Genomic DNA, 24,992 nt, shown 5'->3' with positions numbered 1-24,992 from the left:
ATGGAGTTGCCTTGCTGCCGCAACGGGCGACGGTCATCCACCTTTCAAGGTGATGCAGGCCGCCACGATTGGCCTCGATGGGCTCGCCTAATGTCCGCACAGTGGAGCTGCGACGGGTCAGCGCGTCGGAAAACCTGATTGCCTTCCATACCGATCTGCGCTCGCCGAAGGTCGCGGAACTGTGCAAGGATCCAGGAGTTGCGCTCGTGGGCGTCAATCGGGCGAGCAACCTGCAGATTCGCGTGTTCGGCAAAGCTCACGTTCTTCGCGACGGGGCTGGCCGGCTCGATGCCTGGAACTCAAGTCCCGATCGTCAGCTGATCCTGTACCGGACCCTGCTCGCGCCAGGCAATCCTATAGGCTGGCCGGAAGAAGCGTTCGGCGAAACGCACGGCATTCCAGGCCCGGGGGAGTGTCCGCTGAAACTGGACTGGCTCGACCTGTCCGAGACTGACAGCCCCAGGCGAGCATCCTTCGCTCGCAACGGCGACATGTGGTCCCATAGTTGGGTTGCTCCCTGACCGGTCAGACACGGAATCACACGGTCGATCATCATGCGTGCGCGTCCCGCCACCGTCTGCTTTGCCGCGCAACACAACAGCCAGGGCGCTTGGTTGACCGACGCAAAGCGTGCGGCAAGCCGCGCGGGCGCGCCCTGGATATAGCATCACCGCCGACGCGGGCCGGAAATGCTTCGGCAGGGCAGGCGGCGAATTGAGGTCGCCTCTCCTTTGCAGGCGCAGTCGAAGGCCGGCACTGGACTGCTGCTATCGGCAGCCGCGCTGTGCGGCATCGCGGCGGTTCCGTGGATGCACCCAGGAAATCGACTGGATCACGCCCGCAAAGTGCGCGCATCGAGCCGCTACCAGCGTGTCCGCCGCGCTGCTCCAGGCCCGGCGTGAGAAATGCGCAACCGACGGCTCATGGTGCCACGGAGGTGGCACGGTAGCGCTTTCGGGATCGGACGCCATGGTTTCGTGAGATTGTCGCCGACATGGCACGCGACCACCCGGGCAGGCGCGGGAACGGGCGGGATGGCTGGTCTGAACTCGCGGCGGATGCAACGCACGCCACGCCGTCCGCAGGGAAGGTGCCTTGCTGGATTTCGATACGATCATTGCGTCACGTCGGAGTTCGCCCCATGCTGTATGACGCTCTCGTGCTCTTCATCTTCGCCATCATCGCGGCTGCGTTCGGCTTCGGCGGTATTGCCGCGGACACGGCGAGCATCGCGAAAATCTACTTTGTCATCTTCGTTGTCGGTGTGCCAAGAAGGAAAGCGACAGTCTGTCGCCGTACATGCTGTATCCGTGATGAGGGCGGGCCCCTCGGTTTCGCCGATCAGGCGGTGATACCAAACCACCCAGAACTGCATTCGTTAAGAGCGGGTGTGGTGAGCGTCTAGGGAAAAGGCGGGATTGATCCCGTCAGGTGTGCAGGAAGGAGGCGAACGCAAGTGAACCATCGAAGAAGTGTCGATAATTGCAATGATGTCAAAACCGAGGACTCGACAACGCCTCGGGATCAGTCAAGCGGCAGCCTGAACGTTGGCTTGACGGCATCCGGCATAGAGGTGGCGCGACCTTCCTGCAGGCATGGATACGGAACTTGGGAACCTGTCGTCTCGATGCCAAGGGAGACGCTCAAGCGGAAAACCCGTGAGAGCCAGAGTACCAATGCGAGGCACAGGGGCGCAGTCATGCGTAGTAGCGTCGAAAGGGTTGTAATGACCTCTGGAGCGAAGGCATGACCTTGTCCGGTGGAGATCATGGAACGACTGCAACGCGGGAAGATTCCCGGGTTTCCACCAAGTCGTTCGAGATACCCAAGCGGTTGATCTGGGAAGCCTGGAAGCGCGTGCCCACGGTCTTCACGAAGATCCGCGAACGGTTGATCAAGCATGATGCGGTGATCGAGTTCTTCAACGAAGTGGTGGCCATCGCTGAGAAGAAGTGCCTGCTTTCGGGCGAGCACTTCAGCGTGGACGGCACGCTGATCCAGGCGTGGGCGGGGCACAAGAGCTTCGTGCGCAAGGACAATGACGATCAGGACAACGACGGTGACAACCCGGGCGACTTCAAGGGCAGCAAGCGCAGCAATGAGACGCATGAGTCCAGGACCGATTCCGATGCGCGTCTGTTTCGCAAAGGCAAAACGGCCAGCGAATTGAGGTACATGGGTCATACGCTGACCGATAATCGGCACGGCCTGTGGTCAACGCGCGAGCAACACACGCCGATGGGCATGCCGAGCGTGAAGCGGCGAAGATCATGATCAACGATGCGCGGCAAGCGGCAGAGGATGCGAACGCAGAAATCACGTTGGGTGCGGACAAGGGCTACGATGCACAGGAATTCATCGAAGCCTGCCAGGAGATGAAGGTCACACCGCGCGTTGCACAGAACACCTCGGGGCGGCGTTCAGCAGTGCCCGATACTATTGCCTCGAGCGTGGGCTACGCAATTTCGCAGCAAAAGCGCAAGCTGATCGAACAAGGTTTCGGCTGGGCGAAGACCGTGGGGCGCATGCGCCAGGTGATGGTGCGGGAGCTGAAGAAAGTGGACCAGATGTTCGTGTTGAACATGGCCGCCTACAACCTCGTGCGCATGCGATCCCTGGCACAAGTCCGCCCATAGTGGCGGAAAACGCGGCAATGCGGCCAGAAATTGGCCTTAACACGCTGGAAAAGACGTTGAATCCGCGTTGGAATTGCACAATGCGGAAAACTTGCGGCGAGAGCCGCACTAACCAAGCGAGGCGGCTTCCGCTGGGGTGTATTTCAGCGGCCTGTTAGCGTACGAAAAAATCCGTTTCTTGAGGCCACCCCGTGTCGGGCGAGAAGAAAATACTCATACATTGCGAATTGCTATTACCAATATTGCATTTGATCGCTATTTCTCCCGAAAATATCATCGCGCGACCAGATCCATTCTGGATCGGTATCGGATGAGCTATGATTGGGTATCACATGATCCTTTCTGGACGGCCGCCATGCAACTGGTAACCCCCGAAGCCATCGCCGAGGTCATGGCGCTGCAGCCGGTACCACACACGCTGGCCGAGCTCGAGGCCCGGGTGCGTGCCGGCCTGCCCCGATCGGCGCTGCGCGCCGGCGTCGAGCAGGCAGCGGCCAGCGCCGAGGCCCGCCGCGCGTTGCTCGCGCAGATCATCCCCGAGGCCACCTACAAGCGGCGCCGTGAGCGGCTCAGCCCCGACGAGTCCGAGAAGGCCGAGCGGCTTGCGCGGGTCGTGGCGACCGCCACCTATGTCTGGGACGATGCAGACGACGCGCGGCAGTTTCTGGGCGCGCCGCATCCGCTGCTGGAAGGCCGTGCGCCGCTGCAGGTGGCACTGACGGAACTGGGCGCGCGCCGTGTCGAGGAACTGCTGTGGCAGCTTTTCTACGGGCTGCCCGTGTGAGGCTTTACCGGATCGCTGACCGCCGTCATCCGGTCTGGAGCGGCACTGGCGCGATGCTCAACGGTGGCCGCTTCAACAGCCCGGGGCGGCCGGTGATCTACGCGGCGCTCACCTTCGCCGGCGCGATGCTCGAGGTACTCGTCCACGCGCGGATCGGCAAGGTCCCTAAAACCCACGTGTTCGTGGAGGCCGACGTGCCGGAGGACCTGGCGGTTGAACGCCACGATGTGGGCTCGCTGCCGGCGGGATGGGACGCGCCGGCGCTGGGAGTGGCACGGGGTTTTGGCGACGCATGGCTCGATGGGGCCCGCAGCGCCGTGCTCATCGTGCCGTCGGTGGTCGCGCGCGCCGAGTTCAACGTGCTGGTCAATCCGCTGCATCCGGACGCCGCGCGCATCGTGGCCGCCCCCGCGCAGCCAGTCGTGTGGGACGAGCGCCTGTTCGTCGCCCCTGTATCCGGGCCAGGCAGACAGGGGTCCTGATGGCGAATCGTCCGCAGCAGCTTGACCTGCTACCGCCGCGCACCTATACGCGCACCGACTTCGCCGCGCTGCGCGTGTACGTCCAGCGCGTGTCGCCGGCGACCATCATGCGCCTGTACTTCGATCCGGAGGCGCCGCATGCCGCCTCGGGCGAGCACGCCGACGGTATCTCAGACAGATGCGCGACGACTTCGTGCAGCTCGCACTGCTGCACCGCTCGCCAGTGCTTGCCGATCACCTGAAGCAGTCGATCCGGAAGCACGGCAGCGCGCAGCTCACGGCCGTCGGCCTGCGGATGTTCGAACGGACATCGAAGCTGGCTGCGGCTGCACCGGCGCCGGATCACCCGGTGGGCCTGTGGTTCCGGCCGCTGGTCGCGCAGCGCCTGGCAGGCGAGGGCATCGCGACACCTGGCGAACTCGTCGCGACCTGCAACCGCCGCGGTGGAAGCTGGTGGCGACCGGTACCGCCCATCGGTCTGCTGCGTGCGCATACGATCGTCGCTTGGCTGCGCCGTCACGCTGGGCGTGACGGTGGCCGCCGACGTCGACGGGGACGACCCCCTGATCGCGCCGACGGCGACCCATGTAGTGATCGACGATGCGCGCAATAGTCCGCTTGCGCCGCTCGAGCGGATCGAACTGCCGCACGTACTGTCCGGTGCGCAGGGTACCAATCGCATGGTGGGTCTCTGCTACCTGCAGTCGAGGCACGACCTCGAGGCGGTGCGCTCGTATCTGCATCGCTACAGTGACCGGCCACAGGCACTGCGCGCCTGTACGCGCGAGCTCGAACGGCTGGTGCTGCGGGCCGAGACTGAGCGCGGCAAGCCGATGTCGTCCCTCGACGTCGACGACTGCGAAGCCTTTCTGCGCAAGACATTTCCCTACGTCTCTGAAAGAGGTGTAACAGCCGGTGTGGCCATCACGTTCGCCGACGTCAGCGACCGTATGCGTGCAGAGGCATCACGCCATCTCACCGATGCATGACTCCGGCGCGAGGCGAGCGCTTAAGAGGCCATGAACGGCGAGCCATTTGAGGGCCGTCAGGGCATTTTTGATTGCGCACCTGTCACCGGCCGCCTGACGGCGCAGGTGTGCGTTTCGTGTTGCGGACAGGAGCGTCTGGCGACTGATAGTCCTCATGTCCGGCAAGTGGCGCGATATGTCGGAAACTTGCGACCGCGCTCACGAAGACAGCGTCAATGAGGCTCGGGGAGCACCTTCCGCTGCACGGGCCCCGAACCGGCACTGACGGCTGCTCAAATGTTGCTAGCGGCCTTACGCTTTTTCTCGCGAAAGGCGGCTCAGGGTCGGTCACAGGCGTCGCCGCTTGGCCCAGAAGTAGCATCGCCGCGATGACTCACGACGCCGTGAAGGTGTTTGAGGAGAACAGGGCGCCAACGCATATTTGAGACACGGGACCAGGCCCTCATCGGGTCCAGTAGAAATCCATGGGGATAAGCTCGACGACCCATCCACCTTCTTCGCCCAGCGTGGCCGCCGGATGCATGGAGGCGATGCGCAACGCCTCGTCATGGGTGTCCGCCTCGACGATGAACAGGCCGCCCACGACTTCCTTCGACTCGGTATAGGGTCCATCGGTGACGTGCGTCTTGCCACTGCGCGGGCGCAGCGTCCTCCAGTTGTTCAGATCGCCAAGCGATGCGGAAAGCAATACCTTGCCGGTAGCCCGCATCCTGTCGTCAAATGCGGGACATTGGCTCACGAGTTTCCTGACGTCGTCTGGCGCCATCGCGGCGAATTTATCGGGGTGAAGTAGGCCAGGCCGAGGTATTTCATGGGCGATCCTTTGGGTGTGAATAACCTGACGACGAAGCTGACGGTCGAAAATCGACAATCTTCTGAAAAGTTTGTAGCGGGTCTCGCCAGACTGTCCGCTTTTGGGGGCGTGCGGTGCCGACCGCCGGGCTCGTGCTGCACATGCGGATCGCCTGAGGTAGAGGTCAGGCCAGTTTCGGCCAGTCGCTGTATCCGCAGCCTTGTCATTCAAGCGACTGCTTCCGTCCAAAACTTGCGACGGCGCGTCTGTTGTGCGCAACCGAATTGGCGCGATCGGAATTATGCCTGGCGCGTTTTGCCAGTGCCACCCGTGGTTCAAACGCCTACTATCTGGCTATCCAATCAAACCAGGGAGAAGGCATGAAACCCGGAATGGCATTGATTACTGGCGCGTCAAGCGGCATCGGTCTGGAACTGGCGCGCATCCATGCAGGCAAGGGCGGCGATGTCGTTCTGGTTGCGCGTTCGCGTGACAAGCTCGAATCAATCAGGCAGGAATTCCAGACGAAGCATCGCGTGAAAGCTTATGTCATCGCGGAAGACCTCGCCGACCCCGGTTCGGCCGATCGAGTCTTTGCTGCCACTGAGGCACTGGGGCTTTCCATCGACGTCCTGATCAACAACGCCGGCTTTGGCGGCCACGGCAAATTTGTCGAACGCAATCTCCAGGCCGAGCAGGCGATGATGCAGGTCAACGTCGTGACGCTGACCAACTTGACACATCACTATCTGAAGGGCATGGTGGCCCGTCGGCGTGGACGTGTCCTGAATGTCTCTTCGACCGCATCGTTCCTGCCGGGCCCCCTCCAGGCCGTGTACTACGCGACCAAGGCCTATGTCACCTCGTTCACTCAGGCTGTTGCCGAAGAAGTCCGCGAGTACGGCGTGACCGCCACGGCACTATGCCCTGGCGCGGTGGCGACTGGTTTCGTCGCCGCCGGCGATCTGCAGGGCGTGAGCGTCTGGAAGAACGCCAGGTCAGCAGATTCAGTGGCACGCTGCGGCTACGAGGCCATGGAGCGCGGCGAACTGGTGGCCTTCAATGAAGGCAAGCTGCAGATCATGCTCGACTGGATTGTTCCGTTGCTGCCGCGCAAAACAGTGTTGACGATGTCGCGGCGGGCGATGGAAAAGGCTGCTTGATGAAACAGGCTACCCGCTTTTCCGTGCATCCCGGATGGAAACTGATCGTCGTCGATATGGGCATCGCACCCGGCGACTTGCTAGCGCTGGCCGAGCTGCCCTCTGACCTGTTTAGCCGCAAGGATGCCTCGCTGACGCCTGCCGAATACTTTCGTATTTTTCACAGTCTCGAGACGATGGTCGGGGAAGCACAGTTGCCGGTACGGCTTGGTAGTGGCATCTCGGTCGAGGCCTTCGATACGTCGCTCTTCGCATGCCTATGCAGCCCGAATCTGAATGTCGCGCTCACCCGGCTCGCGGAATACAAGCGCCTTTGCGGACCATTGGCGCTGGATGTAGCCGTTGGTCGAAACAGTACTGAGGTGCTCATCGAATGCTACGGCTACGACCGTCCGCTACCGCGCAGCCTGTGCGCGATGGAAGTGGTCTTCTTCACGCAACTGGCGCGCCTTGCCACGCGGCACGCGATTAACCCGATAGAAGCGGAATTGACGACCCTGCCGAGTCAGACCAGGCCGTGCGAAGAGTTTCTCGGCTGCCGCTTACAGCAAGGTAGCCACAATCGCATCAGCTTCTCGGTAGAGGACGCCGCGCGACCGTTCCTGACCGAGAACGTGGCCATGTGGCAATTCTTCGAGCCGGAGCTACAGGCGCGACTCTCGAAACTCGATGCCGATGCAAGCGCGCGCGAACGCGTACGCAGCGCGCTGCTCGATATGCTGCCGAGCGGCCGGAGCAGCATCGACGATATTTCGAGCCGTCTGGCAATGAGCAAGCGATCGCTACAGCGTCATCTTGCCGACGAAGCGGTCAGTTATCAGGACGTGCTTAACGGCACGCGACAGGAACTGGCTAGCTACTATCTTGCCCGTTCGGCAATCTCGCCTGGCGAGATTGCGTTCCTGATTGGTTTTCAGGATACCAACTCATTCCTGCGTGCTTTCAAGGGATGGACGGGTGTTACGCCAGGGGAATACCGCAATTTGCACGCTCGTCCGGTGTGATGCACACGCCGTCTGAATAATTGAATCAACTGGTGTTCCTGCGGCAAGTCGCGTGGCCGCTTCGCTTCGAAATGCGACATCGCCTCCCTTCGGGGCCAACCTGCCGCTCAGGGTCGACTAGCCGTTCGCGTCGCGCGATCGCGGTCGCTCCGCACACGTGCTTCTGTCGATCCAGGAATATCAGCGACTGACGCACCAGCGGCGTAGCATCGTCGACGCGCTCGCCATGCCCGTGGATGTCGAATCCGATCCTCCGCGATTGCGTGAACTACCGCGCCCGGTGGACTTTGAGTGATGTTTGTTCTCGACACCAATGTGGTTTCCGAGATGCGCAAGGCGGGCAGCGGCCGGGCGAATCCCCATGTGGTGCGCTGGCTCGTTCAGGCGGATGCCACCAGCTTCTATGTCTCTGCTGTCACGCTGCAGGAACTTGAATTCGGCGTGCTGCTTGCGGAACGCCGTGATCCCCCGCAAGGCCGGCATCTTCGCGCGTGGATCGATAACCAGGTGCAACCGGAATTTGTCGAGCGCACCCTGGCCATCGACCGCGCGGTCGCCCTGCGCTGCGCGCGGCTGCACGTACCCGATCCGCGCCCGGAACGCGAGGCGTTCATCGCGGCCACTGCGTTGGTTCGCGGCATGACCGTCGTGACGTGTAACGTTGATGACTTCCTTCCGACCGGCGTAGCCGTCGTCAACCCGTGGGAGCCTCAATGACCGATGCCGGCACGCTGGTAACGGGTCCGCACGAGTGGGTGACCTATCCTGGCAGGCAACGGCATGGGCTCTGGACGCAGCTGGATGAACTGCGTGCACCGTGGCTATGTGACGACACGCGTGCTGGTGCCCGAGCAGGACCTATCGACAGGCACGCTCAAGCTTTCGCTGATACCGGGCGTCATCCGCCAACTGCGCTTTGCGGATGCATCGACCCGCGGCACCTGGAAGTCGGCGTTTCCCACACGCGGTGGCGACGTGTTGAACCTGCGCGATCTTGAGCAAGGCCTCGAGCAGATGAAACACGTGCCGAGCCAGGATGTCGACATGCAGATCGCGCCGACGGAAGTGCCCGGCGAAAGCGATGTGGTGATCAGTGTGAAGCGCACGAAACCGTGGAGCGTAGTCGCCTCGGTCGACAATTCCGGCCAGCGCGCGACCGGCAAACTCCAGGGCAATCTCTCGCTAGGCCTCGACAATCCGCTTGGCCTGAACGACGTGTTCAACATCGGCGCCAACCAGGATCTCGAATTCGGCGACAAGCATCTTGGTTCGCACGGCTTCAACAGCTTTTACTCCGTGCCGTGGGGATACTGGACCGCCACGGTATCCGGGAATTCGAACACGTATTACCAACAGATAGCGGGCGTGAATCAGACCTTCGTGTCGAGCGGCAACCAGCAGACGCTCGGAGCGAAGCTTCAGCGCGTACTGACACGCGGCCAGAACGATGTATTCGGAGTCGAGTTCCAGTTGAGCAAACGCTGGGGCGCAAGCTTCATCGACGATACCGAGATTCCGCAGCAGTATACCTCCTGGCTAAATCAGGTGGAAAACTGGTTCGCGCGTATCCAGCGCGACGTAATCGCGCGAGGCGTCTTCACCACCGTTAAGGATCTGGATCGCAAACTGATGCGCTATATCCGTGAGCACAACAAGAATCCGAAACCGATCAAATGGAAGTACAACGATCCATCGCGGCGAATTCGCCCGGTGCCATTTCAATGACGCGATGGACTAGCCAGCCAGTGGCCCATGGTGCCCGGCTCGATCTCGACGCCGTCACGCGCGTACATGACAGACTGCCGGTAGAACGGGATGTGGTACGCGAACTTTGATATGGCGATATGTGCGAGCATTGCCGGCCGAGGAAGGCCACGATCGATAGGGCGGCTCGGCGCTGCGGCCTGCACGATGCAGTCGCAGCACCAACAGGCGAACTTGAGGCGGCGATGATGGATGACGCGGAAGTGTGTGCGCACGCATTCGAGCTGGCCGGAGACATCTTTTCCCAGCGGTTTGAGCACGCCACCGCATCCTGGCCAGTGCTCATCAATGGGCAGATGTACGCGCTCTTCTCACTCAAGGTGATCGGGCAGCGATTTACGACCGGTGCTCTCGCGACGTGGTTGCGTCTTCGTCGCGTCAGCTCGGGCGGCCGCACCTTCGTCAGTCTGAAGGTCCTCAAGTCGTAGCTCAAGCTGCTCGATCTGACGCTTCGGAGCGGCGCGTGCAGGCTCGCAACCTTTCCATTTCTTTATCGCATCGGCTTGTAGCACGGCGGTTTATTTCACGGTGAAATGTTTTCCTAAGCATCCGTAATGCGTCCTCCGATAGGCTTGCTCCTCCACGGGAAAGCGCGCCTGGCCTTCGTGTCGCCGGGCCTCGTACCCCACGTATGGAAGACGACATGCCTGAAAAAACCTATCTGGAACGTTTCATCGCGGGTTGGGTGCGGCCCCGGCTTTCGCCGGGTTTCTCAACGGCCGCACTCATCGCAGTGTTGCTGGTAACCGGCTGCGGACAGCACGAATCCCAGGCTGGCGGCCCAGGTATGGGCGCCGGGCAGCAGGCTGCGCAGGTTGGCGCCGTGACCATTGCTCCGCAGCGCATCGTGCTGACGACCGAACTGTCGGGTCGCCTTTCCGCGCTGAAAGTGTCGGACGTGCGGCCGCAGGTCAGCGGCATCGTTCTCAAGCGCCTGTTTGCCGAAGGCGGCAACGTCAAGACCGGTCAGGTGCTCTACCAGCTCGACCCGGCAAGCTACCAGGCGTCCTACGACGAAGCCCGCGGCACACTCGCGAAGGCGAAAGCCACGCTGGCATCCGCGAAGACCAAGGCGGACCGCTACACGGAGCTGGTCAAGATCAACGCGGTAAGCCAGCAGGATCGTGACGACGCACTCGCCGCCGTCAGCGAGGACGAAGCGGACGTCGTTGCGGACGCGGCATCGCTCGAATCGGCGCGTGTCAATCTCGCCCGAACCCGCATTACCGCAACCATCTCCGGGCGTATCGGCGCTTCCAGCGTCACCGAAGGCGCGCTCGTCACATCGGACCAGACCACGGCGCTCTCGACGATCCAGGCTTACGACCAGATGTACCTCGATGTCACGCGCTCGAGCGCCGAATGGCTGCGGCTGCGCAAGGAGTTTGTGTCGGGGCAGCTTGTGAAGGAGGGCGACAATGCTGCGCAGGTCAGACTCGTGATGGAGGATGGCACGGAATACTCGCATCCGGGTGTTCTGCAGTTCTCTGGTATCACGGTGGACGCGACCACAGGCTCGGTGACGCTGCGCATGACGTTTCGGAATCCGGACGGCGAACTGCTGCCTGGCATGTTCGTTCGCGCGCGGCTTGACGAAGGTGAAAACGACCACGCGATCCTCGTGCCGCAACTCGCGGTGACGCGCGGATCTGAAGGACGGGCAAGCGTGTTCGTTGTCGACGCAGCGGGCAGGGCGCAGCAGCGCGTCGTACACGCGGACACCGCGTATGGCGACCAGTGGATCGTCACCCAGGGGCTGCAGCCTGGTGACCGGCTGATCATCAGCGGCCTGCAGCAGGTGCGGGCGGGCGCGGCCGTGAAAGTCGTGACCGAGGCGTTGCAATCTCCCGCACGCGAGGCTTCGGCCGCTGCGGTCGCACAGCAGTAAGCGGGGACGGTATGGCGAATTTCTTCATCAACCGGCCGATCCTCGCATGGGTCATTGCAATCGTCATCATGCTGGTGGGCACTGCGGCGATCACCACGCTGCCCGTCGAGCAATATCCCACCATCGCGCCGCCGTCGATCCAGATCACCGCGTCGTATCCGGGCGCGTCCGCGGAAACCATCGCGGCCACGGTCACGCAGGTTATCGAACAGAAGATGAGCGGGATCGACAACATGCTGTACATGTCGTCCAGCAGCAGTTCGGCGGGGCAGTCCACGATCACCGTGACGTTCAACCCGGGCACCAATCCCGACATTGCGCAGGTGCAGGTGCAGAACAAGGTCAGCCAGGCGACCTCGTCGCTGCCGGAGACGGTTCAGGAGCAGGGCATCCAGGTTGCCAAGGCGTCGACCAACTTCCTGATGATCATCGCGTTGTCGTCGCCGGGCGGCACCTACAATTCGGTGGACCTCGGCAACATCCTCGCCACGCAGGTCGAGGATCCGCTCACGCAGATCAACGGCGTGGGTGACGTGACGCTGTTTGGCGCCCAGCACGCGATGCGCATCTGGCTGAACCCGGTCAAACTGCGCAGCTACGGCCTCATGACGTCCGATGTGACGACCGCGATCTCGAACCAGAACGTGCAGCTTTCCGTGGGTCAGGTCGGCGGCACGCCCGCCACTAACTCCCAGGCGATCAACGCGACGATCCTCTCGTCGAGTCTGCTCACCACGGTCGACCAGTTCGGCGACATCCTGCTACGGGTCAACAGCGACGGCTCGAAGGTGCGGCTGAAAGACGTGGCGCGCATCGAGGTGGGCGGCGATGACTATTCGACCTCGGCGCGGATGAACGGCAAGCCCGCCGGGGCGCTTGCGATCAAGCTCGCGACCGGCGCGAACGCGATGACGGTGGCGAAGGCCGTGCGCGCGAGGCTCGCCGAGCTGCAGCCGCAGCTTCCGAAGGATGTGGCGGTCAGCTACCCGTACGACACGACTCCATTCGTGCGCATCTCGATCGAGGAAGTGATCAAGACGCTGTGCGAGGCGGTGATTCTCGTGTTCCTCGTGATGTACCTGTTCCTGCAGAACCTGCGGGCCACGCTGATCCCGACCATCGTCGTGCCGGTGGCGCTGCTCGGTACCTTCGGCGTGATGTCACTGATCGGCTTCTCGATCAATGTGCTGTCGATGTTCGCGATGGTGCTGGCGATCGGGCTGCTGGTGGACGATGCGATCGTGGTGGTTGAAAACGTCGAGCGGATCATCAGCGAAGAGCAGCTGCCGCCGAAGGAGGCAACCCGCAAGGCGATGGGTCAGATCACCGGCGCGCTGCTCGGCGTGACCACAGTGCTCACCGCGGTGTTCATCCCGATGGCGTTCTTTTCCGGGTCGACGGGCGCGATCTACCGTCAGTTCTCGATCACGATCGTGTCGGCGATGATCCTTTCGGTGGTGCTCGCGCTGACGCTCACGCCGGCGTTGTGCGCGACCATGCTGCTGCCCGCGAACAGCGCGCATCAGCCAAGGCGCGGCTTCCTGGGCTGGTTCAACCGGGTGTTCGCATCAGGCAGCGGCCGCTACAGCTCGGTGCTGACCCGGGTGGTGGCGAAGCCGGTGCGCTACCTGGTGGTGTACGCACTGATCGGTGGCGTGGTCGGGCTCCTGTATGTGACGCTGCCTTCGTCGTATCTGCCGGACGAAGACGAGGGCTACTTCATCGTCTCGGTGTCCACGCCGGTCGGCACGCCCGCGTCGAAAACCCTGAAGACCGTCGAGGAGGTCGAGCAGTACTTCCTGCAGAAGGAGCCGGCCGTCCAGCAGATGATCACGGTCAATGGCTTCAGCTTCAACGGGCAGGGGCAGAACAATGCGATCGCCTTCGTCTCGCTGAAAGACTGGAGCAGGCGCAGCGACAGCGCAGCGGCGTTGATCCGGCGCGCCAACCAGCACTTCGCGGGCAATCGTGACGCGCAGATCTTTGTGCTGAATCCGCCCGCGATCCAGGAGCTCGGCACGCAGAGCGGTCTGGACTTCGAGATCGAGGACCGCGGCGGCGCGGGACACGACCGGCTGCTGCAGGTGCGCAACCAGCTCATGGGCCTTGCGTCGCAGGACAGGTCGCTCGCGATGATGCGTCCGGCCGGGCTTGAGGACACGCCGCAGCTGCAGGTCGTGATCGACCGGGAAAAGGCCAGCGCGCTCGGCCTTTCGATCTCCGACGTGAACGACACGCTGCAGACCGCATTTGGCTCGTCGTACGTGAACAACTACATCGACACCGGGCGAATCCAGAAGGTCTACGTGCAGTCGGATGCGCCGTACCGGATGATGCCTGCCGATATCGGCAACTGGTACGTGAAGTCGGGTTCTTCGTCATCATCTTCTTCGGGTTCGAGCTCGTCGTCGTCGTCGTCGTCCTCGTCCTCGTCTTCTTCATCCGGCAGCGGCACGGGTTCGGGCTACGACTCGTCAATGGTGCCTTTCTCGGCCTTCGCGACGAGCCACTGGATCACCGGCTCGCCGCAGATCGAGCGCTATAACCGTGCGCTTGCCGTCGAGATGTCCGCGCAGACTCGCCCCGGCGTCAGCACGGGCCAGGCGATGACGGCAGTGGAGCGGCTCGCGAAGCAGCTGCCGGCCGGCTTTGGAGTCGAATGGACCGGCCAGTCGTACCAGGAAAAGCAGTCCGGCTCGCAGGCGGGCTGGCTGTATGCGATCTCGCTTGTCGTGGTGTTCCTGTGTCTCGCCGGGCTGTACGAGAGCTGGTCGATTCCGTTCGCAGTGGTCCTCGTCGTACCGCTTGGCGTGTTTGGCGCGCTGGCAGCGGCGCATCTGCGCGGACTGTCGAACGACATCTACTTCAAGGTGGGTCTGCTGACGACGATCGGGCTGTCGACCAAGAACGCCATCCTGATCGTCGAGTTCGCAAAGGATCTGCAGGTGCAGGGCCGCAGTCTGATCGACGCGACGCTGGAAGCGGCACATCTTCGACTCAGGCCGATCCTGATGACGTCCCTCGCGTTCGTGTTCGGCGTGCTACCACTGGTGGTCAGCTCAGGCGCGGGCGCCGCAGCCCGGCATGCGATCGGCACGGGGGTGACGGGCGGCATGATTGCCGCGACGGTGCTGGCGATCTTTTTTGTGCCGGTGTTTTTCATCGTGGTTCGTCGCCTGTTCAAGGAGCACGGGCAGGTCGCTGACGATGCGCCGACTGGGAGAGATGCAGCATGAAGGTGAAGTTCGTGGCGATTTTTTTAGCGGCTTTGCTCGCTGGCTGCACGCTCGATCCTGCCTATCAGCGGCCTGATGCGCCGGTGGCGGTCGCATGGCCCACGACTGGCGCGACGGCGGCATCGGCGACGGCAGCGGGCGGCGCGCCGTCTGTGACGTCCGTGCCGGCGGCGCCGCTCGCCGCCGACACCGGCTGGCGCGACTTCTTCAGGGATGCGCGGCTGCAGCGCCTGATCGAGCTGGCGTTGCAGAACAATCGCGATCTGCGCGTCGCCGCGCTCAATGTCGCGGAATACGAGGCCAAGTACCGGATCGCCCGCGCGAATCTCGGGCCGACAGTCGACGCGTCCGCGTCCAGTACGCGCGAGCGCGCGGAAGGATACGGCACGAGTCTCAGTTCGAGCAGTGTCGAGGTGGGCTTCACGTCGTGGGAGGTCGATTTCTTCGGCCGGCTGGGCAGTCTCAAGCGACAGGCGCTCGAAGAGTATCTGTCCACTGATGCCGCGCGCACCAGCACGCAGATCAGCCTCGTGGCGACGGTTGCAACCGACTATCTGCAACTGCTGTCGGACCAGGAACTGCTGAAAATCACGGCCGACACGGTCGACGCGGACCGCTCCACTGTGGAGCTTACCCGTAGCGAGATGAAGATTGGCACGGCGTCGCTCCAGGACGTGCGTCAGGCTGAGAACTCGCTTGCCAGCGCGCGCGCCAGCCTCGCGTCGTACACGCGGGCGGTCGCGCAGGACCGCAACAATCTCGAAGCGGAAATCGGCTGTCCGCTGCCTGACGATCTGGCGCAGGGGCCGCGCCTCACGCAGAGCACGGCCCTGCTGGCAGACATCGGCGAAGGCGTGCCGTCGGATCTGCTGATGCGACGGCCGGACATCGTCGAAGCGGAGCACACGCTGAAGGCTGCCAACGCAAATATCGGTGCGGCACGCGCCGCGTTCTTCCCGAAAATCGAGTTGACAGCCACCGCGGGTAGCTCGAGCAGCAGTCTGTCGGGCCTCTTCAAGGCGGGCAGCGGCGTGTGGGAATTCGCACCGTCCATCTCGATCCCTATCTTCGATTTCGGCAACAACAAGGCATCGCTGGACGTCGCGAAGATCGAAAAGAACATCGATATCGCGGATTACGAGAAGACGATCCAGACCGCCTTCAAGGAAGTGGCGAATGCGCTGGCCGGCCGTGCGACCTATGTGGACCAGGTCGATGCGGACCGCGACTACGTCGGCTCCGCACAGCAATACTACAATCTCGCACAGGCGCGCTACCGGCAGGGAACTGACAGCTTCCTGACGCTGCTGGATGCGCAGCGTACGCTCTATACGGCACAGCAGCAACTGGTGTCTGACACGCTGTCGCAGCTGTCGAACCTCGTTACGCTGTACAAGGTGCTGGGCGGCGGATGGTCGGAAACCACGGTGACGGCGAAGCAGCCGTGAGCACGCTGTCGACAGGGGTCAGGCGCGGCTGTTCATCTTTTGGCCTGCATCGTCGATCGAATACCAATGCGCGCCAGGCCGACGCCCGGGCACGAGGACATCCGGATGGCACCTGTGACCATTGCGGAGTTGCTGACCCTTCGCGACCGGATCCTTCGTGCAGACTTGCCAGCCGCTGGCAGCGTGCTGCGCACTCACGCGAAAGCAGACACGCTATGCCGCAGGGAGCACTGTCTGGTGCCGCGCTCGAGATATTTCTACCGACGTATCGGCTTCGAGTTCATGGGCGGAGTTTATAGCCGTCCCGGCATGTCCGCCGAAAGCCAGGTCCGCATGGTCCGTTATCTGACCGGCTGGTCGGACGATCGACGGCGAGCAGGTAGTTACCGCGCCAGGTACTTCCCGGCGGCCACGCCCGGCCAATATGACATTCGCGTGCATCGGCGCGCGGTCCTCAGGAAGTCGGACAGTGGCCTCACAACGGTCACTGGCAAGATGGGACGACCAGCTGGCCACGTGTCGAACTGACTGCGAGCAACCCACAGGGCCGCACCAGTTGCCGACGGTTACCGGTCCGTTGCCCTTATGCGCAATTCACCAATTCCACTACCCGAAATGGAATCACGCAGTTCACGGCCTCAACCGTCAAATGGCTTCCAGGTCCAAGTGGCCTGTCAAACGCGGAGAGTATGCTGTTGCCGCAAACGTCCTCAAGGTATGACGCAACGCGGATGAAATACGACCCTGCCGGCCACGGCCGCTCGGGAGCAAAGCACCATCGCCGTTCACCGTGTTCGAGCGAGACTCGTCCAGATATCGGTGGCCCGTCGTCCGGAACAACCGCGATCGCACGCCAGAGCATCGCCCAGTCCAGTTGCCTCGGAAAGAGGATTGCGGTTGCCGGCTCTTTGCGACGGGCGGCAGCACCTTCCACTGCCCAACTGCAACGGGCTCACGCACCGCCTCCGCAGCAACGAACGGCTTATAGAAATTCTGTCGTATTGCACGCCCCAATGAATCGATCATTCCGGGGCCAATGACCAGCACGTACCGTTGCCCCACCTGCAGCGGCGGCCCCAGCTCGCGATTGGGGCCTGCCCAACGTTTCAATCTGCCAGGGTCCAGCAGGCCTGTTGCTCCGCCCGGCCGCGCTGCATCGAGTGGGAAAACCGTACGTAGAAGCGCAGCAGGTTTTCCAGCAGCACTTCGGCGGACGGAAAAATGCCGCACACGGCCGCCGCTCACTGACTATCCGGTTTGGCAGCGAGAATTCGAGCGTGAGCACGTCAGAACGCGTGGCACGCCATAGCGATCGGGGATCGACGCGCGCGCAATAGCGAACGCCTGATTCGAACGGGAAATGCGGAATGAACCGAAGCCCGGCTTGAAGGATCTCATAGCGCCCAAACACGTCGGGAAGATCGACGCAGCCTGGTCTACCCGGCTCGATCACGTTCACGCGGAGCGCAGCCGGCAACCGGCGACCTGCCTGCCCGGGCTCCCCAAGGAACACGACCCGCTCAGGATCGAGATTGTGTACGCCGATGCAAGCTGGACCGCCGGGGTACGCGTCGTGATCGACCTGCAATGTCGGTCGGAGCCTCACCTGAATCCTCACCCATGCTCACCTGGTCGTGGCCATCACGGCCAGGCAGACCCGCTATGCACGATCGACCTCGTTGCGATGATCCCGGTAGTGGAACGGGGCCGGACCATCTGGCCAGTTCATTTCCGCCATGTCCAACCGGCGGTCGAAGAAGTACGGCACCATCAGCGTCCCGATGTTGAGGCGATACGATGTTTTCGGGTGCCGCCAGATGGCGACCGCCCATCGCGAATCCCAGAATCGCAAAATGCTCCGCCCGTATCGGCAGATCTCGCTGTGTGCGTCCCAGGCCGCCCGGTCCGAAATCGATCGACCCTCCGGTCGGCTCCGGTTGTGCCGATGCCAGTTCCGCGGCCTCGATGCGCGAAGCACTGCGCACGTCGATCGTGACAAGCAGATAGTCCTTGTGATCGAACGGGTCGGTATAAATCATCATATCCAGCGGATTGGATCCATAGCCAGGTTCGCCGATCGTGTCTCCGTGCACATGAGCGCCGTCCTTCAATGTGTTCAAGTCGAAGCGGACGAGCGGTGTGCAGCCATACACGGCGAACAAATAAGGCTTCCCCTCCATCTCGCGGATTAGTCGCCGGATAATTGGCGCGCGCGTTTCGAACTCCCGGTGCGTCGGATGCCAGATCTCGACGGTGCATGTCGCGACGCACGAGTTGAACGGGTAGGGAATGCGATAGAGCGTCGACGCGAATCGCTGATTCGAAAATGCCGGTCACGAAGATTTCGCCGTTGTAGTACTTGACGTCAGTGATGGTATAGACGCGCTGCGGCTCGAATTCGAGCCTTGCGCTCTGATCCGGTTCGTTCGGAATGCAAACGTGTGTGTGCCCAATACGTTCGAGTTCGAGCAGCTCGATCTTGCCGTGATTGACCTTCACGATGGCAGGAATGGCATCCGGCCCGCGGCCGCGCTCGACCGACATGAAGATCTGCCGCGATGGCTGATGAATCGCCATATCGTTGATGACGATATGTTCGACAGTCGTGCCGAACAGCGCGACAAGCTTCTGATCGACGCCGACCACCAGATCGCGGCCTTCGAAGTTCTGAAAGAGAGGTCCAGCGGGCAATGTGCGGGCAATGCACCATATCCGGTCCGTTGGCTTGGGTTGGTTTCAAGTATGAGCAACGTGTGTTCCTGACTGAGTGGCAGAAAACCCGCGCGGGCATACCGCCATTGCCCGTAGTCCTGCTGTCGCCTGCAGGTGACCCCGCGTCTATGGGAGAGCCGATCCAAAGGAGCGTTCTTGCGGGATAGCCCTCTTTTCGCAGCTATGTGAAAGGTTAGAATCGGAAACAACGCCTTGCGAGCATGTATTCCTCATATGAGCGATCTCCAGAAGCCACAAGACACGGCGCGTCAGACCGAAGAGCAATTCCGTCTCCTGGTTCAAGGGGTCACGGACTATGCAATCTTCATGCTTTCGCCGGCAGGTGTCGTGACGACCTGGAACGCCGGGGCCGAGCGCATCAAAGGTTACTGCCACTCAGAGATCGTCGGTCAACACTTCTCGTGTTTCTATACAGAAGAGGACCGGGCGGCCGGAGCGCCAGCACTCATTCTCTCGACGGCAGCTCGGGAGGGGCGAGTCGAACGGGAAGGATGGCGGGTGCGAAAGAACGGCACCCGTTTTTGGGCACACGTCGTGGTGGATGCCATTCGTGACGAAACGGGTTCACTGGTCGGTTTTGCGAAGGTCACCCGGGACATTACCGAGCGCAAGGAGGCTTTGGCTGCGCTCGAGAAAGCAAAGGCTGCCTTGTTCCAGGCGCAGAAAATGGAGGCCATTGGACGCTTGACAGGAGGTGTCGCCCACGACTTCAACAACCTGCTCGGGGTGCTGTCAAATGGTCTGCAGGTTCTCGCAATGCAATCGCGCACGCATATGGACACGAAGATGATTGAAAGCATGCGCCGGGCGATCGACCGGGGAACGTCGCTCACGCAGCAACTTCTCTCATTTGCGCGTCAGCAGCCGTTGCAGGCGGAAGTGCACAACCTCAGCTCGCTGCTGCGCGATTTTGAGCCGATGCTTACGCGCGCCGGCGATCGCAAAACGCGCGTTGAACTGAGAGCACAGACTCAACATGCCTTCGCTCTTGTTGACGTGGCGAGGTTTGAGGCGACCCTCCTGAATCTCGTGGTAAATGCGAGCGACGCCATGCCCGAAGGGGGTACCGTGACGATCACCGCGGATACCGTCGAATCAGACAGCGAAGTGACGACGGCGCTTTCTGCCGGTCACTACGTGCGGATATCGGTTTCAGACACGGGCACGGGCATGTCCAGGGAGGTACTGGCGCAGGCATTTGAGCCGTTCTTCACTACGAAGCCGGCGGGTGAGGGAACGGGGCTAGGACTCAGTCAAGTGTACGGATTCGTTACCCAATCGGGCGGCGACGTCGTCATTTCGAGCGAAGACGGGAAGGGTACGACGGTCGATCTCTATTTTCCACTGGTCGAACCGGAGGAAGCCACCATTCCCCGGGCTTCCTCAAAGGGTGAGAGGGTCATGGTGGTGGATGACGAGCCCGATGTGCTCGGCCTGGCGACTGAACTGTTCAGGAAAATAGGATGCGAGGTTGTGGCCGCCAGTAGCGCCTCTGAGGCGCTAGCAATATTGCGGGCGCGCACCGATATCAATGTCGTTTTCGCGGACATTTCAATGCCGGACGGTATAAGCGGCATGGAACTGGCGCGCCTGGCCAGGTCGGAATATCCGGGCATCAAGGTGGTCCTTACGTCGGACTATCCACTCGCCGCGCTGCGCCGCGAGCCTGCAACGATCAGCGAATTTCCGTTCGTATGCAAGCCGTACAGCCTTGCCGATATCGCGAAGGCACTAAGAGCCTGATCGACTTGCCAGCCGCGCGTCTGGTTGCCTGACGGTGTTGCTCCTTTGAGCGGAACTAGATGCAGGCACTGTCAGCGATCTGCCACGGTGCTTATGTAGAACCCGGCGCGCCCCAACGTCCGCGAACTATTGTCGCCGAGAAGCCGGCATGGGTGACCGGACCACTTTGTTAGCTGCCCTTTGATGCCCGACCGTGCGTCCGTCTGCAGTGGGTCGGCTTCGGCCAAATGCCGCTTGCCGCAGGGTGACGCACTGACGGTGGAGCCTCGTCGCAGCGAAGAGGCTGCGCGATACGACGCCGGCATCGAGGCACTGACCGGCAAAAGTTACCGGCAAACACTTGAGCACTCATTCGAGGACCGCTGATCGGACCATACCTTTGATTTGTTGCGAAGGGGATCAAGCGCGTTGGCGATCCCGAATTCGAAAGCATCGAGAGGCAGGGGCGGCAGGACCGTTTGCGCTGCCTGCGCAGATAGCCTTGGCGCCAGATTCGCTCGTGTCGTACTGCCGCGAGTGCGTCTTCCAATCCTCCCCTAATTATTTGTGCGCGATCTGCGGGATTTCCCCAAGCTCGACGCGGGACCCGCATGGTCGGCCAGAATCGCACCAGGTTCGCTGTGTCTGAACCGTTGCCGAAGCACCTGGCTGTCGATGTGTTTCAGCGGTAACGCATTGTTTTTTTGATGGAATTTTCAGATCAACAGGCCTTCGCCAAGGATGGAAAGTTCAAAGTTAAGCGAATCTCGACACATGGATTGCGACATGACATTTCCTTCCGGCCCCGGGTCTTGAATTTGTCATTCGCCATCCCTATACTTAGCACTCACCACGGGAGAGTGCTAACAACGCTCCCCGAACCCTGATTTCGCCGGCAGGCGTCGCTTGCCGGGGTTTTCTCAAGCGTGTCAAGTCCTATCGAAAGAGGAGCAAGTATGAACCTTCGTCCTTTGCACGATCGTGTGATCGTCAAGCGTCTGGATCAGGAAACCAAGACGGCATCCGGCATTGTGATTCCCGACGCTGCAGCAGAAAAGCCGGATCAAGGCGAAGTGCTGGCAGTGGGCCCGGGCAAGCGTGACGACAAGGGCGCGCAGATCGTGCTCGACGTGAAGGTCGGCGATCGCGTGCTGTTCGGCAAGTACGCCGGCCAGACCGTGAAGGTCGACGGCAACGAACTGCTCGTCATGCGCGAAGAAGACATCATGGCTGTGGTGACGAAGTAAGACCCCCACGGTTCATTCGAAAGCACACCAGAATCAAGGAGTTGAAAGATGGCAGCTAAAGAAGTCACGTTCGGCGATTCCGCACGTTCGAAGATGGTTGAAGGCGTGAACATTCTCGCCAACGCAGTGAAGGTCACGCTGGGTCCGAAGGGCCGCAACGTGGTGCTCGAGCGCAGCTTCGGCGGCCCGACGGTCACGAAGGACGGCGTCTCGGTCGCGAAGGAAATCGAGCTGAAGGACAAGCTGCAGAACATGGGCGCGCAGATGGTCAAGGAAGTCGCGTCCAAGACCAGCGACAACGCTGGCGACGGCACGACGACGGCTACGGTGCTGGCCCAGTCGATCGTTCGTGAAGGCATGAAGTACGTCGCGTCGGGCATGAACCCGATGGACCTGAAGCGCGGCATCGACAAGGCTGTGGCCGCAGCAGTGGAAGAACTGCGCAAGGTCAGCAAGCCCTGCACGACGAACAAGGAAATCGCCCAGGTCGGCGCGATCTCGGCAAACAGCGACACGTCGATCGGCGATCGCATCGCTGAAGCGATGGACAAGGTCGGCAAGGAAGGCGTGATCACGGTCGAAGACGGCAAGTCGCTGTCGGACGAACTGGAAGTGGTCGAAGGTATGCAGTTCGACCGCGGCTACCTGTCGCCGTACTTCATCAACAACCCGGACAAGCAGGTCGCCATCCTCGAAAACCCGTTCGTGCTGCTGCACGACAAGAAGGTGTCGAACATCCGTGATCTGCTGCCGGTGCTGGAGCAGGTCGCAAAGGCTGGCCGTCCGCTGCTGATCATCGCCGAAGACATCGAAGGCGAAGCGCTCGCAACGCTCGTCGTCAACAACATCCGCGGCATCCTGAAGACCGTTGCCGTCAAGGCCCCGGGCTTCGGCGACCGTCGCAAGGCGATGCTGGAAGACATCGCGATCCTGACCGGCGGCCAGGTGATCGCGGAAGAAACCGGCCTCACGCTCGAGAAGGCAACGCTGAACGAACTGGGTCAGGCGAAGCGCATCGAAGTGGGCAAGGAAAACACGACGATCATCGACGGCGCTGGCGAAGCGTCGAACATCGAAGCGCGCGTCAAGCAGATCCGCACGCAGATCGAAGAAGCGACGTCGGACTACGACCGTGAAAAGCTGCAGGAACGCGTGGCGAAGCTCGCCGGCGGCGTGGCAGTGATCAAGGTCGGCGCTGCGACCGAAGTCGAAATGAAGGAAAAGAAGGCACGTGTCGAAGACGCGCTGCACGCCACGCGTGCTGCCGTTGAAGAAGGCATCGTTCCTGGCGGCGGCGTCGCGCTGATCCGCGCACGTTCGGCTATCGCTTCGGTGAAGGGTGTGAACGCCGATCAGGACGCCGGCATCAAGATCGTGCTGCGCGCGATGGAAGAGCCGCTGCGCCAGATCGTCACGAACGGCGGCGAAGAAGCGAGCGTCGTGGTGGCGGCAGTTGCAGCAGGTACGGGCAACTACGGCTACAACGCAGCGACGGGCGAGTACGGCGACCTGGTGGAAGCCGGTGTGGTCGACCCGACGAAGGTGACGCGCACGGCGCTGCAGAACGCAGCTTCGGTCGCTGGCCTGCTGCTGACGACGGACGCAGCCGTTGCCGAACTGCCGAAGGACGATGCTCCGATGCCTGGCGGCATGCCCGGTGGCATGGGCGGCATGGGCATGGACATGTAATTCGGCGTCAGGTCGAATCACAGTCTTGCCGGGGCGCGCCGCGAGGCGTGCTCTTCGGCAAAGAAAAACCCCGCGGTGCGAACTGCGGGGTTTTTTTGCGCGCGTGGCCTCGCGGAGTGTCAGCGGCGACGACTGGTCGTCGTCTCTGCGTTCGGCTCTGCGAAATCGCTCACTGCACCGCGACGTACGGCGAGCCGCTGGCGGTCGACGTATCGGCGTCGGCGATGCCGAAGAACACCGACTTGCCGAAGAAATACGGCAGGCCGAGATCGAGCACCGCGGACGAGAACACCGTCTCATTGACACCCACGTCGTTGAACGCGACATGGCCGTTCGACAGCAGCGTCTGCGCGTTGCCGACTGAAAACGTCGTGGCCAGCGTGCCGGTCGTCAGCCCTGTCAGCGTCGCGCTCAGCTGCGTCACCGAAGTCGGGCAATACCAGTTCGCCCCACCGAGGCTGCAGGTGCCAAGCGACGAATCCACGAAGAAGTAGACGCTCGAACCGCTGTCGATGAAGCCCTGGGTCGACGTGCCGTTGAGGACCACGTTGAAGTTGCCGCTGTCGTCCGTCGTCAGCAGCGTTGCGGAGGCACGCTGATTGTTCGACTGCGTGTTGATGCCGAAGGTCAGCGTGCCGGTCACGGCGGCCGAGCCGCTCGACGCGATGGTCGGCAGCGTGAGCAGCATGCCGTTGTTGTCGATCGGGAAGCCGAGGATCGGATTGCTCACCTGCGAGGTCGTTGCGAGTTTCGACTCGGTGCAGGTCGTGCCCGGGCACACCCAGTACACATCCGTCGCCGCGCTCGCGCAACCCGAGCCGCAATCCTCGCGTCCGACGCCGAGCCCGACGATGCCCTTCGCAAACAATGACGCGGTGCCCGACGCGCCCATCGACGAACCCAGCGACGAGCACGCACTCGGCACGGTCGCGAAGCTGTCGTTGATGATCTGCACCGGCAGATTGTGCGCGGTCTCGCCGCCAAGCGTCACGTCGTACTTCGACAGCGGTCCCCACGTGTAGCCGGAGCCGAACTCGCCGCATTCGGCCAGCTGTTCGCCGGTGGTCGGGTCCGACACGACCGGTTGCGCGAAGCCGGTCGGCAGCGCGGATGCCAGAATCCGCAAGCCGACCGATCCCGAGTCGACCTGCACATGATCGATGGTGGTACAGGTCGTCGTGCCCACCGCGCAGATCGTCACGTTCACGTACGCGCCGTTGACCGCGCCGTAGGTTGCATCGACGGTGAACGGGACGGTATTGCTCGACTGCGTGACAACGCCGGTCGAAGATGCGGGCGTGGCCGCGGAGGAGGTCGACGACGAACTGCTGCTGCCACCACTTCCGCCGCCGCCGCAACCGGCGAGACACAGCGCGAGCGCGCAGCTCAGGAGGAAAGTCTTCATGCGCACCCC

18 protein-coding genes and 5 pseudogenes are annotated in these 24,992 nt (G+C 62.1%); 19 read left to right on the top strand and 4 right to left on the bottom strand.

The window, feature by feature from the left end; genetic code table 11:
• The first annotated feature begins 77 nt into the window (after positions 1 to 77).
• The 7 genes and pseudogenes from DVS29_RS30185 (at position 78) to DVS29_RS37990 (ending at position 4,891) form a co-directional block, all read left to right on the top strand.
• Positions 78 to 521 carry a pyridoxamine 5'-phosphate oxidase family protein gene (locus tag DVS29_RS30185; RefSeq protein ID WP_240655853.1) on the top strand — a complete coding sequence of 148 codons (444 nt, stop codon included), beginning with the start codon at positions 78 to 80 and terminating at the stop codon, positions 519 to 521.
• A gap of 620 nt (positions 522 to 1,141) precedes the next feature.
• A pseudogene (locus DVS29_RS38000) lies at positions 1,142 to 1,261 on the top strand (DUF1328 family protein); the annotation flags it as partial.
• A 596-nt stretch (positions 1,262 to 1,857) separates the two neighbouring features.
• Positions 1,858 to 2,636: pseudogene (locus DVS29_RS30175) on the top strand (IS5 family transposase); the annotation flags it as partial.
• A gap of 355 nt (positions 2,637 to 2,991) precedes the next feature.
• Positions 2,992 to 3,420 (top strand): antitoxin Xre/MbcA/ParS toxin-binding domain-containing protein, encoded by a 429-nt coding sequence (locus tag DVS29_RS30170; protein WP_118184191.1) that lies wholly within the window; start codon positions 2,992 to 2,994, stop codon positions 3,418 to 3,420.
• Positions 3,417 to 3,902, top strand: coding sequence for an RES family NAD+ phosphorylase (locus tag DVS29_RS30165; RefSeq protein WP_118184190.1), 486 nt, complete (start codon positions 3,417 to 3,419; stop codon positions 3,900 to 3,902). Before DVS29_RS30170 ends, DVS29_RS30165 begins: the two co-directional genes overlap by 4 nt.
• A gap of 178 nt (positions 3,903 to 4,080) precedes the next feature.
• Positions 4,081 to 4,515 (top strand): phage integrase family protein, encoded by a 435-nt coding sequence (locus tag DVS29_RS37995; RefSeq protein WP_338069353.1) that lies wholly within the window; start codon positions 4,081 to 4,083, stop codon positions 4,513 to 4,515.
• Positions 4,436 to 4,891, top strand: coding sequence for a hypothetical protein (locus DVS29_RS37990; protein ID WP_240655851.1), 456 nt, complete (start codon positions 4,436 to 4,438; stop codon positions 4,889 to 4,891). Before DVS29_RS37995 ends, DVS29_RS37990 begins: the two co-directional genes overlap by 80 nt.
• Positions 4,892 to 5,333: 442 nt before the next feature.
• Here DVS29_RS37990 and DVS29_RS30145 read toward each other — a convergent pair.
• Positions 5,334 to 5,704 (bottom strand): annotated as a pseudogene (locus DVS29_RS30145) (YciI family protein).
• 360 nt (positions 5,705 to 6,064) lie between these two features.
• Here DVS29_RS30145 and DVS29_RS30140 point away from each other — a divergent pair.
• The 4 genes and pseudogenes from DVS29_RS30140 to DVS29_RS30120 form a co-directional block, all read left to right on the top strand.
• Complete coding sequence (locus DVS29_RS30140; RefSeq protein ID WP_118184186.1) at positions 6,065 to 6,847, top strand: SDR family NAD(P)-dependent oxidoreductase; 783 nt, start codon at positions 6,065 to 6,067, stop codon at positions 6,845 to 6,847.
• Positions 6,847 to 7,851, top strand: a complete 1,005-nt coding sequence (locus DVS29_RS30135) for an AraC family transcriptional regulator (RefSeq protein ID WP_118184185.1) — start codon at positions 6,847 to 6,849, stop codon at positions 7,849 to 7,851. The genes DVS29_RS30140 and DVS29_RS30135 overlap by 1 nt, the downstream gene beginning before the upstream one ends.
• A gap of 291 nt (positions 7,852 to 8,142) precedes the next feature.
• Positions 8,143 to 8,568, top strand: coding sequence for a type II toxin-antitoxin system VapC family toxin (locus tag DVS29_RS30125; RefSeq protein WP_205962542.1), 426 nt, complete (start codon positions 8,143 to 8,145; stop codon positions 8,566 to 8,568).
• Between the two features lie 99 nt (positions 8,569 to 8,667).
• A pseudogene (locus DVS29_RS30120) lies at positions 8,668 to 9,375 on the top strand (ShlB/FhaC/HecB family hemolysin secretion/activation protein); the annotation flags it as partial.
• Between the two features lie 209 nt (positions 9,376 to 9,584).
• Here the strand turns inward: DVS29_RS30120 and DVS29_RS30115 are convergent.
• Positions 9,585 to 10,061: pseudogene (locus DVS29_RS30115) on the bottom strand (transposase domain-containing protein); the annotation flags it as partial.
• Between the two features lie 197 nt (positions 10,062 to 10,258).
• Between DVS29_RS30115 and DVS29_RS30110 the strand changes: the two are divergent.
• The 4 genes from DVS29_RS30110 to DVS29_RS30095 all read left to right on the top strand — a co-directional run bounded on the left by DVS29_RS30110 (position 10,259) and on the right by DVS29_RS30095 (position 16,715).
• Positions 10,259 to 11,503 carry an efflux RND transporter periplasmic adaptor subunit gene (locus DVS29_RS30110; RefSeq protein WP_118184183.1) on the top strand — a complete coding sequence of 415 codons (1,245 nt, stop codon included), beginning with the start codon at positions 10,259 to 10,261 and terminating at the stop codon, positions 11,501 to 11,503.
• Between the two features lie 11 nt (positions 11,504 to 11,514).
• Positions 11,515 to 14,739 (top strand): efflux RND transporter permease subunit, encoded by a 3,225-nt coding sequence (locus DVS29_RS30105; protein ID WP_118184182.1) that lies wholly within the window; start codon positions 11,515 to 11,517, stop codon positions 14,737 to 14,739.
• Positions 14,736 to 16,187 (top strand): efflux transporter outer membrane subunit, encoded by a 1,452-nt coding sequence (locus tag DVS29_RS30100; protein ID WP_118184181.1) that lies wholly within the window; start codon positions 14,736 to 14,738, stop codon positions 16,185 to 16,187. The genes DVS29_RS30105 and DVS29_RS30100 overlap by 4 nt, the downstream gene beginning before the upstream one ends.
• A gap of 105 nt (positions 16,188 to 16,292) precedes the next feature.
• The gene (locus tag DVS29_RS30095; protein WP_124800734.1) at positions 16,293 to 16,715 is read left to right on the top strand and encodes a hypothetical protein; all 423 of its coding nucleotides are present in this window, start codon (positions 16,293 to 16,295) and stop codon (positions 16,713 to 16,715) included.
• Between the two features lie 992 nt (positions 16,716 to 17,707).
• Here DVS29_RS30095 and DVS29_RS37055 read toward each other — a convergent pair.
• Positions 17,708 to 18,367, bottom strand: coding sequence for a hypothetical protein (locus DVS29_RS37055; protein ID WP_124800733.1), 660 nt, complete (start codon positions 18,365 to 18,367; stop codon positions 17,708 to 17,710).
• 265 nt (positions 18,368 to 18,632) lie between these two features.
• Here DVS29_RS37055 and DVS29_RS30085 point away from each other — a divergent pair, with 265 nt between their 5' ends.
• From DVS29_RS30085 to groL, 4 genes are all read left to right on the top strand, one after another.
• Positions 18,633 to 18,950: a hypothetical protein gene (locus DVS29_RS30085; protein ID WP_118184178.1), complete on the top strand. Its 318-nt coding sequence runs from the start codon at positions 18,633 to 18,635 to the stop codon at positions 18,948 to 18,950.
• A gap of 183 nt (positions 18,951 to 19,133) precedes the next feature.
• Positions 19,134 to 20,663 carry a PAS domain-containing sensor histidine kinase gene (locus tag DVS29_RS30080; RefSeq protein WP_118184177.1) on the top strand — a complete coding sequence of 510 codons (1,530 nt, stop codon included), beginning with the start codon at positions 19,134 to 19,136 and terminating at the stop codon, positions 20,661 to 20,663.
• 935 nt (positions 20,664 to 21,598) lie between these two features.
• A complete protein-coding gene (gene groES / locus DVS29_RS30075; RefSeq protein ID WP_118184176.1) occupies positions 21,599 to 21,889 on the top strand; it encodes a co-chaperone GroES in 291 nt (96 codons plus the stop codon).
• 48 nt (positions 21,890 to 21,937) lie between these two features.
• Complete coding sequence (gene groL / locus DVS29_RS30070; RefSeq protein ID WP_118184175.1) at positions 21,938 to 23,578, top strand: chaperonin GroEL; 1,641 nt, start codon at positions 21,938 to 21,940, stop codon at positions 23,576 to 23,578.
• A gap of 169 nt (positions 23,579 to 23,747) precedes the next feature.
• On the opposite strand, the gene DVS29_RS30065 is transcribed toward groL, so the two are convergent.
• Positions 23,748 to 24,983, bottom strand: coding sequence for a DUF3443 family protein (locus DVS29_RS30065; RefSeq protein WP_118184174.1), 1,236 nt, complete (start codon positions 24,981 to 24,983; stop codon positions 23,748 to 23,750).
• Positions 24,984 to 24,992 lie beyond the last annotated feature (9 nt).

The organism is Paraburkholderia phosphatilytica (assembly GCF_003443895.1).
Taxonomy (GTDB): Bacteria; Pseudomonadota; Gammaproteobacteria; order Burkholderiales; family Burkholderiaceae; genus Paraburkholderia; species Paraburkholderia phosphatilytica.
The sequence above is the reverse complement of the archived record's forward strand: the minus strand, read 5'-3'. Positions and strand labels throughout refer to the sequence as shown.

What these genes read in the sequence shown, in the direction of transcription:
- DVS29_RS30185 (WP_240655853.1), top strand. Translation starts at nt 78, where the DNA reads ATGGGCTCGCCTAATGTCCGCACAGTGGAGCTGCGACGGGTCAGCGCG.
- DVS29_RS30100 (WP_118184181.1), top strand. Translation starts at nt 14,736, where the DNA reads ATGAAGGTGAAGTTCGTGGCGATTTTTTTAGCGGCTTTGCTCGCTGGC.
- DVS29_RS30135 (WP_118184185.1), top strand. Translation starts at nt 6,847, where the DNA reads ATGAAACAGGCTACCCGCTTTTCCGTGCATCCCGGATGGAAACTGATC.
- DVS29_RS30140 (WP_118184186.1), top strand. Translation starts at nt 6,065, where the DNA reads ATGAAACCCGGAATGGCATTGATTACTGGCGCGTCAAGCGGCATCGGT.
- DVS29_RS30065 (WP_118184174.1), bottom strand. Translation starts at nt 24,983, where the DNA reads ATGAAGACTTTCCTCCTGAGCTGCGCGCTCGCGCTGTGTCTCGCCGGT.
- DVS29_RS37055 (WP_124800733.1), bottom strand. Translation starts at nt 18,367, where the DNA reads ATGGAGGGGAAGCCTTATTTGTTCGCCGTGTATGGCTGCACACCGCTC.
- DVS29_RS30170 (WP_118184191.1), top strand. Translation starts at nt 2,992, where the DNA reads ATGCAACTGGTAACCCCCGAAGCCATCGCCGAGGTCATGGCGCTGCAG.
- DVS29_RS37995 (WP_338069353.1), top strand. Translation starts at nt 4,081, where the DNA reads ATGCGCGACGACTTCGTGCAGCTCGCACTGCTGCACCGCTCGCCAGTG.
- DVS29_RS30095 (WP_124800734.1), top strand. Translation starts at nt 16,293, where the DNA reads ATGGCACCTGTGACCATTGCGGAGTTGCTGACCCTTCGCGACCGGATC.
- DVS29_RS30080 (WP_118184177.1), top strand. Translation starts at nt 19,134, where the DNA reads ATGAGCGATCTCCAGAAGCCACAAGACACGGCGCGTCAGACCGAAGAG.
- groL (WP_118184175.1), top strand. Translation starts at nt 21,938, where the DNA reads ATGGCAGCTAAAGAAGTCACGTTCGGCGATTCCGCACGTTCGAAGATG.
- groES (WP_118184176.1), top strand. Translation starts at nt 21,599, where the DNA reads ATGAACCTTCGTCCTTTGCACGATCGTGTGATCGTCAAGCGTCTGGAT.
- DVS29_RS30105 (WP_118184182.1), top strand. Translation starts at nt 11,515, where the DNA reads ATGGCGAATTTCTTCATCAACCGGCCGATCCTCGCATGGGTCATTGCA.
- DVS29_RS30110 (WP_118184183.1), top strand. Translation starts at nt 10,259, where the DNA reads ATGCCTGAAAAAACCTATCTGGAACGTTTCATCGCGGGTTGGGTGCGG.